General features: G+C 72.4%; 15 protein-coding genes. 8 read left to right on the top strand and 7 right to left on the bottom strand.

The features are described from left to right. Window positions 1-276, bottom strand: a complete 276-nt coding sequence (tatA, locus tag IG88_RS0122580) for a Sec-independent protein translocase subunit TatA (protein WP_031044123.1) — start codon at window positions 274-276, stop codon at window positions 1-3. 151 nt (window positions 277-427) lie between these two features. On the opposite strand from tatA, the gene IG88_RS0122575 reads away from it, so the two are divergent. Continuing rightward, window positions 428-1,978, top strand: a complete 1,551-nt coding sequence (locus IG88_RS0122575) for an LCP family protein (protein ID WP_031044120.1) — start codon at window positions 428-430, stop codon at window positions 1,976-1,978. Here IG88_RS0122575 and mgtA read toward each other — a convergent pair. The 3 genes from mgtA to IG88_RS0122560 all read right to left on the bottom strand — a co-directional run bounded on the left by mgtA (window position 1,969) and on the right by IG88_RS0122560 (window position 6,384). Further along, the gene (mgtA, locus tag IG88_RS0122570; protein ID WP_051852017.1) at window positions 1,969-4,626 is read right to left on the bottom strand and encodes a magnesium-translocating P-type ATPase; all 2,658 of its coding nucleotides are present in this window, start codon (window positions 4,624-4,626) and stop codon (window positions 1,969-1,971) included. The two genes, IG88_RS0122575 and mgtA, sit on opposite strands and share 10 nt — an antisense overlap. A gap of 55 nt (window positions 4,627-4,681) precedes the next feature. Next, the gene (locus tag IG88_RS0122565; RefSeq protein WP_031044115.1) at window positions 4,682-5,044 is read right to left on the bottom strand and encodes an ArsR/SmtB family transcription factor; all 363 of its coding nucleotides are present in this window, start codon (window positions 5,042-5,044) and stop codon (window positions 4,682-4,684) included. A gap of 155 nt (window positions 5,045-5,199) precedes the next feature. Continuing rightward, a complete protein-coding gene (locus IG88_RS0122560; RefSeq protein WP_031044110.1) occupies window positions 5,200-6,384 on the bottom strand; it encodes a pectate lyase in 1,185 nt (394 codons plus the stop codon). 227 nt (window positions 6,385-6,611) lie between these two features. Here IG88_RS0122560 and IG88_RS0122555 point away from each other — a divergent pair, with 227 nt between their 5' ends. Both IG88_RS0122555 and IG88_RS43815 read left to right on the top strand, forming a co-directional pair. Further along, a complete protein-coding gene (locus tag IG88_RS0122555; protein WP_031044107.1) occupies window positions 6,612-6,986 on the top strand; it encodes a PadR family transcriptional regulator in 375 nt (124 codons plus the stop codon). Next, window positions 6,983-7,582 (top strand): HAAS signaling domain-containing protein, encoded by a 600-nt coding sequence (locus IG88_RS43815; protein ID WP_031044104.1) that lies wholly within the window; start codon window positions 6,983-6,985, stop codon window positions 7,580-7,582. Before IG88_RS0122555 ends, IG88_RS43815 begins: the two co-directional genes overlap by 4 nt. Window positions 7,583-7,614: 32 nt before the next feature. Here IG88_RS43815 and IG88_RS0122545 read toward each other — a convergent pair whose 3' ends face one another. The 3 genes from IG88_RS0122545 to IG88_RS0122535 all read right to left on the bottom strand — a co-directional run bounded on the left by IG88_RS0122545 (window position 7,615) and on the right by IG88_RS0122535 (window position 10,209). Continuing rightward, a complete protein-coding gene (locus tag IG88_RS0122545) occupies window positions 7,615-9,039 on the bottom strand; it encodes a glycosyltransferase (RefSeq protein WP_234332247.1) in 1,425 nt (474 codons plus the stop codon). After that, entirely contained in the window at window positions 9,029-9,190 is a 162-nt protein-coding gene (locus IG88_RS43810; protein ID WP_199807484.1) for a hypothetical protein, read from the bottom strand. The genes IG88_RS0122545 and IG88_RS43810 overlap by 11 nt, the downstream gene beginning before the upstream one ends. Window positions 9,191-9,291: 101 nt before the next feature. Continuing rightward, the gene (locus IG88_RS0122535) at window positions 9,292-10,209 is read right to left on the bottom strand and encodes a LysR family transcriptional regulator (RefSeq protein WP_031044100.1); all 918 of its coding nucleotides are present in this window, start codon (window positions 10,207-10,209) and stop codon (window positions 9,292-9,294) included. 127 nt (window positions 10,210-10,336) lie between these two features. Between IG88_RS0122535 and IG88_RS0122530 the strand changes: the two genes are divergently transcribed. From IG88_RS0122530 to IG88_RS0122510, 5 genes are read left to right on the top strand one after another with little or no spacing between them, the layout of a single operon-like run. Then, window positions 10,337-11,338, top strand: coding sequence for a fumarylacetoacetate hydrolase family protein (locus IG88_RS0122530; protein WP_031044098.1), 1,002 nt, complete (start codon window positions 10,337-10,339; stop codon window positions 11,336-11,338). Then, complete coding sequence (locus tag IG88_RS0122525) at window positions 11,335-12,297, top strand: cyclase family protein (protein WP_031044096.1); 963 nt, start codon at window positions 11,335-11,337, stop codon at window positions 12,295-12,297. Before IG88_RS0122530 ends, IG88_RS0122525 begins: the two co-directional genes overlap by 4 nt. A 23-nt stretch (window positions 12,298-12,320) precedes the next feature. Continuing rightward, on the top strand, window positions 12,321-13,451 hold the full coding sequence (locus tag IG88_RS0122520; RefSeq protein WP_031044093.1) for an FAD-dependent oxidoreductase: 1,131 nt from the start codon (window positions 12,321-12,323) through the stop codon (window positions 13,449-13,451). 5 nt (window positions 13,452-13,456) lie between these two features. Further along, window positions 13,457-14,455 (top strand): amidohydrolase family protein, encoded by a 999-nt coding sequence (locus IG88_RS0122515; RefSeq protein ID WP_031044090.1) that lies wholly within the window; start codon window positions 13,457-13,459, stop codon window positions 14,453-14,455. 4 nt (window positions 14,456-14,459) lie between these two features. Further along, window positions 14,460-15,392 (top strand): VOC family protein, encoded by a 933-nt coding sequence (locus tag IG88_RS0122510; RefSeq protein WP_031044087.1) that lies wholly within the window; start codon window positions 14,460-14,462, stop codon window positions 15,390-15,392. Window positions 15,393-15,515 lie beyond the last annotated feature (123 nt).

Below are 15,515 nucleotides of genomic sequence, written 5' to 3'. Positions count from 1 at the left end.
TCAGCGGGCCGAGTCGCCCCCGGCGGCCGGCCGGACCTCCCCCTGCGCGGTGCCGCTCACCCGCGGCACCGCGGCGGCGGTGGGGGTGGACGCATCCCCGGCCGCGGCGGACGGCGCGGAGTCGTCCCCCTTCATGGCCCTGGCCTCGCTCTTGAGGATGCGCATCGACTTGCCCAGGGCGCGTGCGGTCTCGGGCAGCTTCTTCGACCCGAACAGCGCGATGGTCACGATCGCCACGATCAGCAGGTGCCAGGGTTCCAGTCCGTTGCGGAGCATCCCGCCCACTCTCCTTGTCACCGGTCGGCGGCCCGCGCCGGACGGCACGGAGCCAATAATTGCTATATTGCGCAACTGTACAACCATGGGGGTGGGGTCAGTCGTCCCCTCCGTATGAGCCGGCTGGATGAGGACGTATGAGGACGTACCAGTGACCGCCACGCACGATCGCACCAACCCGTCCCACCGTCGGCGCCGGGCGGACCCGCCCCGCCGCGGTGGGTCCGCCCGGCGCCGCGCCGCCGCGGCACGGCGCCGCAGGCGCAGCCCGCTGCGGATCACACTCCTGACCGCGCTGGCCGTGGTGGTGCTGGGCACCGCCGGTCTGGGGTGGATCTACCTGAAGCTCAACGGCAACATCGACACCTTCGACGGCGACGGCCTGTCCAAGAACCGTCCCGAGGCCGGCTCCTCCAAGGGCGAGAACGTCCTCGTCATCGGCTCGGACGCGCGCACCGACGGCAACAGCGCGCTGGGCGGCGGCAGCAAGGACGACATCGGCCGCTCCGACACGGCGTTCCTGCTGCACGTCCACGCCGATCACAAGCACGCCACGGCCGTCTCGATCCCGCGCGACACCCTGCTGACCATCCCGCCGTGCAGGCTTCCCGACGGGACCTGGACGACGACGCAGACCAACGCGATGTTCAACTCGGCCTTCTCGGTGGGGCAAACGGCGAAGGGCAACCCCGCATGCACCCAGAACACGGTCGAGGAGCTGACCGGTCTGCGCGTGGACCACACCGTCGTCGTCGACTTCAAGGGCTTCGCGGCACTGACGGACGTCGTGGGCGGGGTGGACGTGTGCCTCCCCGGCGACGTGCACGAGAAGGACCTCAACCCCCACCGCACCACACAGGGCCGACTGCTGTTCAAGAAGGGCGAGCAGACCGTCTCCGGGCAGCAGGCCCTCGACTACGTCCGTCTCCGGCACGGCATCGGCGACGGCTCGGACATAGGGCGCATCAAACGCCAGCAGGCCTTCGTCGCCAGCCTCATCGGCAAGATCAAGAGCAACGGGCTCACCCCGGCCAAGCTGCTCCCCCTCGCCGACGCGGCCACCAAGTCGATGACCGTCGACCCGGGCCTGGGCACGGCCGACAAGCTGATCTCCTTCGCGATGTCGTTGAAGGACGTCGACCTGCACAGCACGAAGTTCGTCACCATCCCCTGGCGGTACGAGGGCAGCCGCGTCGCGATCGTCCAGCCGGACGCCGACCGGTTGTGGGCCGCGCTCAGAGCCGACCGCACCATCGACGGCACCGACGCCAGCGGCAGGAGCACGGCACAGGCTTCCGCCTCCCCCTCGCCGGAGAGGGAGGAACGGGTTTCCGGCGACGGCATCGAGGTCGCGGTCCACAACGGCACCACCGTGCCCGGCCTGGCCTCGAAGGCCGCGGCGACACTCACCGAGCACGGCTTCACGGTCACCGGCACCGCCAACGCGAACAGCCAGGACCACGCCACCACCGTGATCGAGTACGGCGCGGGCCTCGAAGCGCAGGCCCGGACGGTCGCCGGGGTCTTCCCCGGTGCTCAGCTCCGGTCCACCGGCGGGGCCGGCGTCCGTGTGGTCCTGGGAGCGTCCTACGCCGCCGACGGCGGTTCCGCCGCGCCGGAGCCGACCACCGTGCCCTCCTCGGTCGCGGACGGGGCCCGCTCCGCCGACGACGACCTGTGCTCGGACCTGTCCTACGGGTGACGCCGGCCACGGGCCGGACGGGTGCGCCCGGCCCCGGGCCGTCGCCGGTCGTCGTAGCGCCTCCTGGCCGCCGTCAGCCCGGCCGCGTAGAGCACGAGGACGACGGCGAGCAGCACGTAGTACAGGACCGGCAGGGCCGTGAGACCGAGCACGGAGCCGAGCGGCGAGAGCGGCAGCAGCAGCCCCGCTGCGGCCAGCGCGGCGGCCGCCCAGGCGACCGGTCCCGGGACGCGACCCGCACCGCGCAGGATCAGCATCACCAGGGCCTGGGTGACCAGGTTCTCGGTGAACCAGCCGGAGTGGAAGACCGCCTCGTCGTCCAGGCCGTCGGGCCCGTACAGGGTGAGGGCGAGGACACCGAAGGTGGCCAGGTCGGCGACGGCGTTGAGCAGGCCGAAGCCGGTGATGAAGCGCAGCAGCCCGCGCGGGCGCAGCAGCGTGGGCCGGTGCAGGGCCCGCGGATCGGGCCGGTCGTGGGCGAAGGCGAGCTGGGCCGCGTCGAAGCAGAGGTTCTGGGCGAGGACCTGGGCCGGGAGCATCGGCAGGAAGGGGAGGAGGAGACCCGCGCCGAGCATCGCGATCACATTGCCCAGGTTCGAGGACAGGATGATGCGCAGATAGGTGGCGATGTTGGCGCCGGAGTGGCGCCCCGCCGTGATGGCGTGGTCGATCGCGGTGAGGTCCTTGTCCGCGAGGACGACGTCGGCGCTCTCCCTGGCGACGGCCACGGCGTCGCGGTGGACGATGCCGACGTCGGCCGCGTGCAGGGCCGGCAGGTCGTTGACACCGTCGCCGAGGAAGCCGACGGTGTGCCCGCCGGTGCGCAGGGCGGCGGCGATCCGGGCCTTGTGTTCGGGAGTGCAGCGCGCGAAGACGGTGGCACGCCGTGCGGCGGCGGCGAGGGCGTCGTCGCGGAGCCCGTCGACGCCCTCGGCGGTGAGGACGGACTCCGGGCCGACCTGGACGCCCAGGTCGCGGCAGGTCCGCACAGCGGTTCCCGGGTGGTCGCCGGTCAGCAGCTTGACCGTGACGCCTCGCTCCGCGAGGACCGCCAGCGCATCGGCCGCGGTGGGCGCCGGCGCGTCCTGGAAGGTGACGAAGCCGCGGAAGAGCAGGCCGCGTTCGTCGGCCGGGGTGTAGTCGCGGGTGCGGGCGGGGCGTTCGGCGGTGGCGACCGCCAGCACCCGCAACCCGTCCTCCGCCTGCGCGGTGGCGCGGGCGAGCAGGCCGTCGCGCTCGTCGTCCGCCAGCGCGCAACGCTGGAGTACGGCCTCCACGGCTCCCTTGACGACCAGCGTGTGCGCACCCAGCCGGCCCGGTGTGCGGACGACGGCGGTGGCAAGGCGCCGCACCGGGTCGAAGGGCAGGACCGCCACCGCGTCGTACGGCATGAGTTCGTCTTCGTCCACGGCGTCCAGGACCGCCTCGTCGAGGGCGTCCGGCGCGGGCAGATCGGCCAGGTGAAGGGTCGACCAGGCGTTCACCGCGGCCCAGCGCAGCACCTCGGGGTCGTCGGTGCCCGCCGGCTCGACGGCGCGGTGGACGACGGGACGGTCCTGGGTGAGGGTGCCGGTCTTGTCCAGGCAGAGGACGTCGACGGCGCCCAGGTCGTGCAGCGCCGTGAGCCGTTTGACGATCACCCCGTGCGTACGGGCCAGCAGCGCCGCCCCGCGGGCCAGGCAGGTGGTGACGACGACCGGCAGCATCTCCGGGGTCAGCCCGACCGCCACGGCGACGGCGAACGGCACCGTCTCCAGACCGCGCCCGCGCAGCGCGGCATTCGCCATCAGGACCAGCGGCGGGGTCAGCAGCATGAACCGGATCAGGATCCACGAGATGCCGCGCACCGAGCGGTCGAAGGCGCCGGCCTCCCGCGGCACGGCGAGGCGGCCGTGGGCCTCGGCGAACCGGGTCCGCGCCCCGGTCGCCACGACGACCGCAGTGCCGCTGCCCGAGGCGACGCTGCTGCCCTGGAAACAGAGCTGGGGTTCGTCGAAGGCCCCCACTCCCGGTTTCGCGCCTCGCGCGGGGGAGCCCGTGCCGGAACCGGCCGCTCCCGGGGTGTCGCGGGCGTCCTTGGCCACGGGGGCCGACTCCCCCGTGAGCGCGGCCTGGTACACCGTCAGCCCGCGAGCCCGCAGGAGCCGTACGTCGGCCGGAACCGGATCGCCCGGACCGAGGCGTACCACGTCACCGGGCACCAGCTCGTCCACCGGGATCTCCTGGAGTACGGGAGCCGCGCCGTCCTCCGTGCGGCGCTGGGTCGCGGCGGTGGTGGCGACCATCCTGCGCAGCGTGGCCATGGAGCGGTCGGCCCGGAGTTCCGGGGTCGCCCGCAGGACGCAGCTCACCCCGACGAGCAGCAGGATCACACAGGCCGTGCCCCAGGAGGCGACGGCCGCCGACACCAGGCCGAGACACCCCAGCACCGCCGTGAACGGGTCCCGCAGACTGCGGACGAAGAGCCGCGGCCACGAGGCTCCGCGATGCACGGGGAGCGTGTTCGGCCCGGACCGCGCCAGCCGCTCCTGTGCCTGCGCCTCGGTCAGTCCTCGCGGCGTGCTGTCCAGTTGCCGCAGCACCTGCAGCACGGTCGGAGCGTGCGCACCGGCGACGGGGGCACCGGCGGCCGAGAGCTCCTCCAGCACCGGCGCGGCACCGTGGGCCGGCCCCTCACCGCCGGGTTGCGACGCCGGGGCCGTCTCACGCACCGGACCCGCGCAGCCGGCGCACCGGGGCGGACGCACCCTGGGCGCGGGCGGTGAGCTGGCCGACCATCAGACGCACCACGGTCACCACGTCGGAGTCGTCGACGAAGTAGACGACCCGTCGCCCTTCCCTGCGGGAGCGCACCAGACCGGCGAGCTTGAGCTTCGCCAAGTGCTGGCTGACCGCGGGAAGCGCCCCGCCCACCCGGTCCGCGAGGTGACTCACATCACTCTCGCCCTGCGACAACGCCCACACGATGTGCAGCCGGGCGGACGACGCCAGCAGCCCGAACGCGGCGGCCGCCTCCGTCAGCACCTCGGCGGGCGGATCCTCGGACCCACCGACGTCTGCCGCCACGGTCCTTCTCCCTTCCGGCCTGATCACCAGCTCCGTGCTCTGCGCCGACCAGTCTAGGTGCCCGTACTCGCGGGCCGGTCCGTGCCGAGGGGCCACGACCGGCCGGACCGGCCCGGCGGTGCGCATCCGCCGGGCCGGTCCGGCCGCGGGGCGTCCTACAAGGTCACGGCCTTGCCGCCAAGGGTGACGACCAGCTTGCCGTCCGTGGCGAACGACCAGCCGAGGGCACCGCTGTAGGAGGAGCAGCGGGAGCCGTTCGTGCCCGTCCAGAACTGGTTGGTGCTGTCCGCGTTCCCGACGGTCTTGTCGTTCGAGCCGGACACGGAGAACCGGCAGGAGGTGTTGGAGCGGTACACCGACGTGCCCTTGTCGAACGAGTAGTTGCGTTCGGCGTTGTCGACGCTCAGGTTGCCGGAGATCGCCATGCTGCCCGGGTTGCTGTTGTACGTGAACCCGTGGTGGCCGTTCTTGAAGGCGATGCTGCGGCGGACCACGTGGTCGACGGCGATGCCGTCGCCGCCGAGCTTGTAGCCGTTGCGGTCACCGTTGTCGTTCACGGTGCCGTCGCTGAGCGTGCCGTTGCCGTACGCCAGCGAGTCCTCGATGGTGACCGGGCCGATCGCCCCGGTCTCGGTCTTGGTGTACAGGTCCCAGCCGTCGTCGATGTTGTGGTGGGAGACGGCGTAGCGGAAGACGTTGCCCGTGCCCGTGGTGAGTTTGGCGGCGAAACCGTCCGCGTCCTCGCCGTCGGAGTCGGCGTTGTCGTGCGACTCGGCGCTCAGGATCAGGTTGTTCGCCGGCCACTGGCTCGCGGGCGTGCTGGAGGAGATCCGGCCGAGTTGCAGGCCGGTGTCCCGGTTGAAGCGGGTGACGGTGCGCTCGATGACGTTGTTGCTGCCGCCGATGTAGATGCCGTTGTCCCCGGCGTGCTCGACGACGATGCCCTTGACGTGCCAGTAGGAGCCGTTCACCTGCAGCCCGCGGTTCGAGGAATTCTCGCTCTGGGCCGCGAAGTTGAGCACCGGCTTCTCGCTCGCGTAGGCGGTGATGGTGGTGCGCGCGGACGCGGTGCCGTTCGCACCCTCGGGCACGGTGACGGTCTGGCCGTACGCGTACGTCCCGCCGCGCAGATAGATCGTGCCGCCCGGGGCGACCCGGCCGATCGCCGAGGCCAGTGTCGTCGGGTCGGCGAGGGTGCCGGCGGCGCCCTCGGTGCCGGACGGTGCGACGTACACCGTCGCCGCGGCCTGCGTCGCGGCCTGGGCGGTGGCGCCGGAGGCAACGGCGGCGAGCGAGCCGGCGAGCAGGCCGAGGGAGGCGACGAGAGGTCTCATTTTCATCGTTCGATCTCCAAGCGTGGGGGTGGGTCGAGGGCCGGAGCGCGGACCTGGCGCCGGGGGAAAGCGCTCTCTGTCCGGGACCGTAGCCACACAGCATGAGCAGGTCAAGATTCATGCATGTGATTGACAGTCATCCACACGAACATTTGAGGCATCGACAGCCCACGGGTTCCGCCGTCTCGCAGCACCCGGACGCCCGCCTTGCCCGGCCTGGTATCTTGCTTTGCATGGAACCTGGCGACTCGACCAAGCAGGCCCGCGCAGCCACCCAACTGCGCAAGGGCGTGCTGGAGTACTGCGTACTCGCCCTGATGCGGGACCGCCCCCGCTACGGCGTGGAACTCCTGCACGCCCTGGAGGAGTCCGGGGCCCTGGCCACCAGCCAGGGCACGGTCTACCCCCTGCTCTCCCGGCTCCGCCGGGAGGACCTGGTCACCACCACCTGGCAGGAGTCCGCCTCCGGCCCGCCCCGCCGCTACTACGCGCTCACGGCGAGCGGCCGGGCCGCGCTGGACGAGTTCACCCATGTCTGGCCCGGTTTCCGCAACGCCGTCGACACGTTCCTGACCGTCCCGCACCACTCCGCCGGAGACCCCACATGAAGACACCGACCGATCCCACTCGCGACTACCTCGCCGCCGTGGAACGCGAGGCCTCCGCGCTGCCCGCCGAGCGCCGCCAGGAACTCCTCGCCGACCTCGCCGAACACATCGAGGTGACGCGCGCCGAACGCCCCGACGCGACGCCCGCAGAGATTCTCGCCGAGCTGGGCGATCCCCGCGCGATCGCCGCGACGGCGCTGGCCGAGTCCGGGAGCGGCGGGGAGCCGGCCGCGGCCCTCGGCGGCGTGGGCGCACCCGTGCGGCGCGGCAGGGTGCACCCCCTGGTGCCGCTGCTCATGCTCACCGTCCCCTACCTCGTCACGACGTTCCTCTGGGACGTTCCCGGCCTGGCGTTGTGCAGCGGCCTGATCCGCATCGCCGGCGGGGTGCTGCTGTGCACCTCGGTGCACTGGACGCCGGTCCGGAAGACCGTCGGCGTGGTGCTCACGCTCGTCGCGCCCACAGTCGCCGGGATCGTCTGGCGGGAGACCACCGTCGCCCCGGCCGGCGACACCCCGGCCCTGGTGGCCAACCTGGTGGCGCTCGCCGTCGTGGCCGGGACGTCGGCCTGGCTCTGGTCCTCCCGCCGTCCCTGAGCCGAAGCGCCGGACGGCACCCCCCTCGGCGGTCATCCGGCGGGAGCCGCACGCACCTCCACCCTGGCCCGGGTGCCCCAGCTTCCGACCTGCCAGCAGGTTGCCATGGCGTACAGGTACAGAGGGCGGAGCACCACCAGCCTCCAGAGCCCGGCCAGCGGGGAGAACAGGAACATCAGTGCCTGGTGGCGCAGCGTCTCGTCGGTTCTCCGGATGGCGAACAGGCGCAGGCTGATGAGGTAGTTCATCGCGCAGGCCAGGACGAGCGTGTACTGGAGCAGCGAGCCGGTCTGCTCGCGCAGTTCCGGGGTGGCGAGGACCGCCACGGGCACCAGGAGGGCCAGGACGAGGTGGGCGTACTCGACCACGGGCATCCAGAAGGCCAGTGAACGCAGCGGCATGTGGCGCAGCCACCACAGGTGCCGCACGGTGGTGCCGCGCATCCAGCGCAGTTGCTGGCGGAGGTAGTGGCGCGGCCTGTCCGGCACCAGGGTGAAGCACACGGCGGAGGGCTGGTGCACCGTCCGGCCCTCCAGGCGCGCGTACATGGTCAGCATGGAGTCGTCGTTCATCTGCATCGGAACGCCGCGGAAGGTCTCCTGCTCGTAGACGCCGGCGTGCCGGCGCACGACGTCGGCCCGGTACAGGGCCAGCGTGCCGGAGTTGATGAGGACGGAGCCGAGCACGGACTGCGCGCTGCGCAGGCCCCGGGTGAAGGGGACGTAGAGCAGCGTGGTGAGCCGGGTCAGCGCGTTGGTCCTCACGTTGAGCTGGACGACGAGCCCCGCCACCGACTTCACTCGCGGGTCGGCGAACGGCTTGAGACCCTCGGCCACGGCGTGCTCGTCCATGACGGAGTCGCTGTCGAGGGTGACGAAGACGTCGGCGTCGTCCTCGGCGAGCACGTGCATCTGCGCCCAGCGCTTGCCGCGGTTGGGCGTGCGGTCCCAGGTCGCCTCGATGCCCAGGCTGTCGGCCTGCCGCAGGAAGTAGGCGCGCTCGGCTTCGTAGAGCAGCGGTTCGCCCGTGGCCGCGTCGACGGAACCGTCGTCGACGACACGCACCCGCTGCACACGCCGGGACTGGGCGAAGACGGACCGCAGGCAGGCGTGGAGTGCCTCGGGGTCCTCGTTGTAAACGGGGATCTGGATGGTCACGCGCAGTGCGTCCACGCTGCGCTGTTGCGCCTCCGTGACGGTGGCCGGGCGCTCCAGCCAGCACACGGGAAGCCACCACAGCAGGCAGAACGACACCAGCCAGACGACGCCCATCCCCGGGTCGGCCTGGTGCCGCCACACGGTGAGCTGCAGCAGGTGCCAGGCGGCCCAGCCGACGGTGACGGCGAAGGGCAGGACGCCGAGCGCCCCTCTCGCGCCCACGGGAAGGTACCGCGCGCCGGGGAGGCGGTGCTCGTGCCGCACGTTCGACGTGCGCGGTGGTCCGGATCTACGCCTCATGCGCGTCCTTGCCCCGTCGGAACGTGGCCCGGACCAGCAGGGCGCCGCCCAGGGTCAGGGCGAAGGCGAGCGCGACCAGCCAGGTCTGGCCCAGTGCGACGCCGAACAGGGACAGTCCGGAACCCGTCGTGGCCAGTTCGTCATAGGTCATGCCGCTTCCTCTCTCTTGGCCTGTTTTGCGGCACAACGTATAGAACGATGTCCTGATTCGGGCGCATTCGACGCAGGTGTCGCGGCTCGGCGGACGCCTGCTCAGCGTCCGGACCCCTCGGCCATCCGTCTGCCGACGCGGGCGGCGGTCTCGCGCAGCCAGAGGTGGGCCGCGTCGTGGGTGTGCACCGGGTGCCACCACATGGCCTCCCGCAGGGGCACGGCCTCGTAGGGAGGCTCCAGCACGCGTACGGCGGCGAGCGGGGCCAGGAGCCGCGCCAGGCGTGCCTGGACCAGGGCGATGCGCCGGGTGCCGCTGACCAGCAGGGGCATGATCTGGAAGCCGTCGACGGAGACCTCCACGCGGGGCTCGACGCCCAGCATGCCGAGCTGGCGGACGGCCGGGGCGTCGTAGGTGCGCTGGTAGGTGACCCAGGGCAGCCGGGCCAGGTCTTCGCGGGTGAGCCGGTCCCCGACGCTCGGGTGCTCCTCGGCGACGAGGAACACCCACCGGTCCTCGTAGAGGTCGGTGGCGGGGAAGTCGCTGATGACGCCGTGCGGCATGAGCAGGCCGTCGGTGGTACTGAGCAGGGTGTCCGTGTCGTCCACGACGGTGGTCGGCGTCTGGGTGAAGCGCAGCCGGATGCCGGGGGCCTCCCGGTGCACGACCCGGGCGAGTTCGGCACCGAAGACGGCGACCGCGTAGTCGGACGCCAGGAGCCTGAACTCCCGGCTCTCCCTGGCCGGGTCGAAGTCCGCCTGGCTGGCGAAGAGCCGCTCCAGGAGGTCGTAGGCGGTGGACACCCGGTCGAGGAGCATCTGGCCGAGGGCGGTGAGTTCGTAGTGGCCGCCGACGCGGGCCAGCAGGTCGTCGTCGAAGTGGCGGCGCAGGCGGGAGAGCGCCGCGCTCATCGCCGGCTGGCTGAGGCCGACGCGCCGCCCGGCACGGGTCACGTTGCGTTCCTCCAGCAGGGCGCGCAGGGCGACGACGAGATTGAGGTCCAGGCTACTGAGATTCACGGCGGTTTCCCTGGCTGTCCGGCGGCGACCTGCGGGAATTCGCACCGTGGATGACCGTCATCCACGGAATTGATTTCCCTGATCCAGAAGGGCGGGTCCACATTAGTGCCACCGCAATCAGGAGGACATGTCCGTGAAACCTGAAGCCGCGTCCGCACTCTTCGCCGGACCCTTCGCGCTGGCGACCCTGTCCGCTCCCGAGGGCCCCGCCTTCCCCGCGCTCGTCACACCCGACGCGCAGGTGCTCGACCTGCGGCCCGCCCTCGGCGGCACCCTCCCGACCGTGCGCGGGCTCCTCGAGGCGTGGGACTCGCAGGCGCCGCGCCTGGCCGGCCTGGCCGGGGACCGTTCCCTCGTGCGCAGGCCGTTGACGGAGTTCCGCGTGCACGCCCCCGTCGAACCGCGCCAGGTGTTCCAGTCCGGCGCCAACTACCGTCAGCACGTCATCGACCTGCACGTCGCGCACCGCGCCCCCGGTGACGACCGGCCGGAGGCTCAGCGGCGGGCGGAGGCCGCGGAGATCATGGACCGGCGGGCCGCCGAGGACCTGCCGTACGTGTTCGCCGGCCTGCCGAGCGCGGTCACCGGGCCCTACGACGACGTCGTACTGCCCGCGTGGGCCGAGAAGCCCGACTGGGAGCTGGAGTTGGCCGCGGTGATCGGCCGCCCGGCCCACCAGGTGACCGTCGAGGAGGCCCTGGAGCACGTCGCGGGCTACACGATCGCCAACGACCTGACCGACCGGGCCACCGTCTTCCGCCGGGACATGCCGCAGATCGGCACCGACTGGCTGCGCAGCAAGAACGCCCCCGGGTTCACCCCGCTCGGCCCCTGGATCGTGCCCGCCTCCTCCGTCGGGGACACGGGCGACCTGCGTCTGACACTGAAGCTCAACGGCGAGACCATGCAGGACGAGTCGACCAAGGACATGATCTTCGACGTGGCGCGGATCGTCTCCTACGCCTCCCGGACCGCCCGGCTGCTCCCCGGCGACCTGGTCCTCACCGGCTCCCCCGCCGGCAACGGCATGCACCGTGGCCGGCTGCTGCGCGACGGCGACGTCATGGACGCCGCCATCACCGGGCTCGGCGCCCAGCGCACCCGCTGCGTGACGGAGGTGCCCCGGTGACCCCGGACCGCACCGACCCCGAGGGTGCCGTGGCGCGCGCCGCGAAGGCGTACTCCAACTGGGGCCGTTGGGGCGAGGACGACGTGCTCGGCACGCTCAACTTCCTCGACGAGGAGAAGCGGCGCGAGGGCGCCGCGCTGGTCCGACGGGGCGTCAGTTTCTCCCTGTCGCAGCGTTTCGGCATCGACGGGCCGCAGAAGGGCTGGCGCAGACGCACCAATCCGGTGCACACGATGCTGGACACCGGCACCGACGCGGCCCTCGGCAACCAGGGCCTGCCGCACGGCATCGGCGGCGCCGACGACGTCATCGCGATGCCGCTGCAGTGCTCCACCCAGTGGGACGGGCTCGGCCACATCTTCGACCACGGCAAGGCGTGGAACGGCCGCCCGGCCGAGCAGGTCGTCACCTCCGACGGCGACCTGGTCACCGGCATCGAGCACATGGCCCCGCACGTCGCCGGGCGCGGGGTGCTGCTGGACGTCGGCCGGGTCGTGGGCGAGGACGGGGAGCTGCCGGACGGCTTCGCGGTCACCGAGGAGCACCTGACCGCCACCGCCGAGGCCCAGGGCGTCACGGTGGGCCGCGGTGACCTCGTCCTGGTGCGCACCGGGCAGCTCGCCCGGGTCCGCCGCGAGGGCTGGGGCGACTACGCCGGCGGGCCCGCGCCCGGGCTGTCGTTCACCACGGCGGGCTGGCTGCACGGCACGGAGATCGCCGCGATCGCCACCGACACCTGGGGCTTCGAGGTCCGCCCCAACGAGTTCGAGCACGCCTTCCAGCCCCTGCACCAGGTCGCCATCCCCCACCTCGGGCTCCTCATCGGCGAGATGTGGGACCTCGAAGCCCTCGCCGACGACTGCGCCGACGACGGCCGCTACGAGTTCTGGCTCACCGCCGCCCCCCTGCCCATCACCGGTGCGGTCGGCTCGCCCGTCAATCCGGTCGCGGTCAAGTAGACCGAGGAACAAGGGAGTTCTCCATGCCCCAACCCCGCACGGTACTCGTCGTCGGCGGCGGCGCGGCCGGCAACGCCGTCACGATCCTGCTGCGCCGCGCCGGGATCGCGGTGGACCTGATCGAGGCCGACGAGGACTGGAACGCCACCGCGGGCTCCGGCATCACCCTCCAGGGCAACGCGCTGCGCGTCCTGCGCGAACTCGGCGTCTGGGAGCAGGTGCGGGCGTCCGGCTTCGGCTTCGCGTCGGTCGGGATCACCGCCCCCGACGGCACCGTCCTGCACGTCCAGGACGACCTGCGCACCGGCGGGGACGACCTGCCCGCCACCGTCGGCATGCAGCGGCCGCGGCTCCAGCAGATCCTCGTCGAGGCGGTACGGGCGAGCGGCGCGTCGGTCCGGCTGGGCACCACCGCCGGCCCACTGGAGCAGGACGCGGACGGTGTCTCGGTGCGCTTCAGCGACGGCACCGAGGGCCGCTACGACCTGGTGGTGGCCGCCGACGGCCTCGGTTCCGCCACCCGCGCCGCGATCGGCGTCACGGACAGGCCCGAGCCGACCGGCATGGCCATCTGGCGCGTCACCGCCCCGCGGCCCGCGGGCGTGACCCGCACCGACCTCGCCTACGGCGGCCCGGCCTACATCGCCGGCTACTGCCCGACCAGCGAGACCACCTTGTACGCCTACGTCGTCGAGGCCTGCCGCGACCGCGCCGGGATACCACCCGCGGCGTACGCGGAGGAGATGCGCCGCCTGGCCCGGCACTACGGCGGCTTCTGGCCGGAGATCACCGAGCACATCACCGACCCGGCGCTGGTGAACTACACCTGGTTCGACCGGATGCTGGTCGAGGGCTCCTGGCACCGCGGCCGGGTCGTCCTCGTCGGTGACGCCGCGCACTGCTGCCCGCCCACCCTCGCGCAGGGTGCCGCGCTCTCCCTCGAGGACGCCTGGGTGCTCGCGCAGATGCTGGCCGGGGCCGAGGCATGGGACGACGCGCTGTTCCAGGCGTACCACGACCGGCGGATCGGCCGTGTCCGGCCGGTCGTGGAGGCTTCCGTGCAGATCGGGCAGTGGCAGCTCGACGGGGTGCGCGACGCCGACCTGCCCGGCCTGATGGGCCGCACAATGATCATGCTCCGGGAGCTGCCGTGACCGCCGTGGGCGCGCCCACCGTGGACGTGCACGCCCACGTCCTGCTGCCCGAGGCCGACGCGCTCGTCGCCGGACTGCCCGGCCACGCCGAGGCCCGGGAGCTGGACGCCCGCCGCAACGGCCGCGCCGCCCTCGCCGTCAGCGGCCCCATGGTGCGCGAGCGCATCCCCCGCCTGACGGACGTGACCGTGCGCCTCGCGGCGATGGACGCGCAGGGCGTGGACGTCCAACTGGTCAGCCCTTCCCCCTCGCACTACCACTACTGGGCCGGCCGGGACCCGGCCGAGAAGCTGTACCGGCTCGCCAACGAAGCCACGGCCGCGCACTGTGCGGCTGCCCCCGAGCGGCTGCGCGGGCTGGGGCTGGTCCCCCTCCAGCACCCCGAGCAGACGGTCCCGGCCCTGGACCACGCCCTGGAGCAGGGCCTGGCCGGGGTGGAGATCTCCAGCCACGCCCCGGGACGCGAGCTGTCCGACGCGGCGTACGAGCCCTTCTGGGCAAGGGCCGAGGAAACCGGCGCGCTGGTCTTCCTCCACCCCTTCGGCTGCACCCTGGACGAGCGGCTGGACCAGTGGTACCTGTCCAACACGGTCGGCCAGCCCACCGAGAACGCCGTCGCGCTCTCCCACCTGATCTTCTCCGGGGTCCTCGACCGGCACCCCGGGCTGAAGGTGATCGCCGCGCACGGCGGCGGCTACCTGCCCACCCACCTCGGCCGCGCCGACCATGCCTGGTCCACCCGCTCCGACGCGGGCGCCGGGTGCGCGCACCCGCCCAGCAGCTACCTGAAGCGGCTGTACTTCGACTCCCTCGTCCACGACCCGTACGTGCTGCGGGAGCTGGTCCGGGCGGCCGGCGCGGACCGGGTCCTGCTCGGTTCCGACTTCCCCTTCGACATGGGCACCGAGGACCCCGTCGGCGCCCTGCGCGCCGCGCGCCTGCCGGACGCCGGCTTCCACGCCGTCCGCGGCGGCAACGCGGCCACCCTCCTCAGGAAGGACTGACACCATGCGTCTGCTCACCCACCTGCGGCACGTCGACCTCGCCGTGCCCGACTACGACAGGCAACTCGACTTCTACGCGGGCGTCTGGGGCCTGACCAAGGTCGCCGAGGACTCCGGCATCTCCTTCCTCGCCGCCGAGGGCTCCCCTGAGCAGTACGTCGTCCGGCTGCGCAAGGCCGAGGAGAAGCGCCTCGACCTCGTCTCCTACGGCGCCGCGAGCGCGGCCGACGTCGACACACTCGCCGAGCGACTGCTGGCGGGCGGAGTGCGGCTGGTCTCCCGGCCGGGCAACGCCGACACCCCCGGCGGCGGGTACGGCTTCCGTTTCTTCGACGTCGACGGCCGCACCGTCGAGGTCCTGGCCGACGTCGAGGTCCGGCGGCACCGCAAGATCGAGGAGAAGGAGTCCATCCCGGTCAAGCTCTCCCACGTCGTCCTCAACTCCCCCGACCTGAACCGCACCCGCGCGTGGTACGAGCGCCACCTCGGCTTCGCCCTGTCCGACACGCTCGGCTCACCGCACATGGGCGAGGTCATGCACTTCATGCGGATCAGCAGCCGGCACCACTCCATGGCCCTGGCGAAGGGCCCGCACACCTCCCTGCACCATGTCTCCTTCGAGATGCGCGGCCTCGACGAGTACATGCGCGGCTCCGGGCGCGTCATCCGCGCCGGGTTCAGGAAGATCTGGGGCCCGGGCCGGCACATGGCGGGCGACAACACGTTCACCTACTTCCTCGATCCGCACGGCAACACCGTCGAGTACACCACCGAGTTGGAGTGCGTGGACGAGGACACGTGGCACCCGCACGTCTACGACTTCTCCCGGCCCGAGGTCTCCGACCAGTGGGGCACGGCCAACCCGATGAACGAGCTGGTCGCCAAGGAGTCCTTCAACGACCCGGACCGCGGCGTCTTCGTCGCCCCGCCGGTCTGACCCCTCCTCGACCGCGCCCACCGCCCCCCCCCCGTTACCGTTTTCGCGGCTCCGCAATGGAGCCTCCGGCCTTCGGGTCCGGCATGACTTCCCCCTCCTGTTGTTGATGATCCGGGGGGTGGT

It is taken from the genome of Streptomyces sp. NRRL F-5650, from assembly GCF_000721365.1.
GTDB classification, from domain to species: domain Bacteria; phylum Actinomycetota; class Actinomycetes; order Streptomycetales; family Streptomycetaceae; genus Streptomyces; species Streptomyces ardesiacus.
Note: the sequence above shows the minus strand (reverse complement) of the source record. Positions and strands in the feature narration are given on the sequence as shown.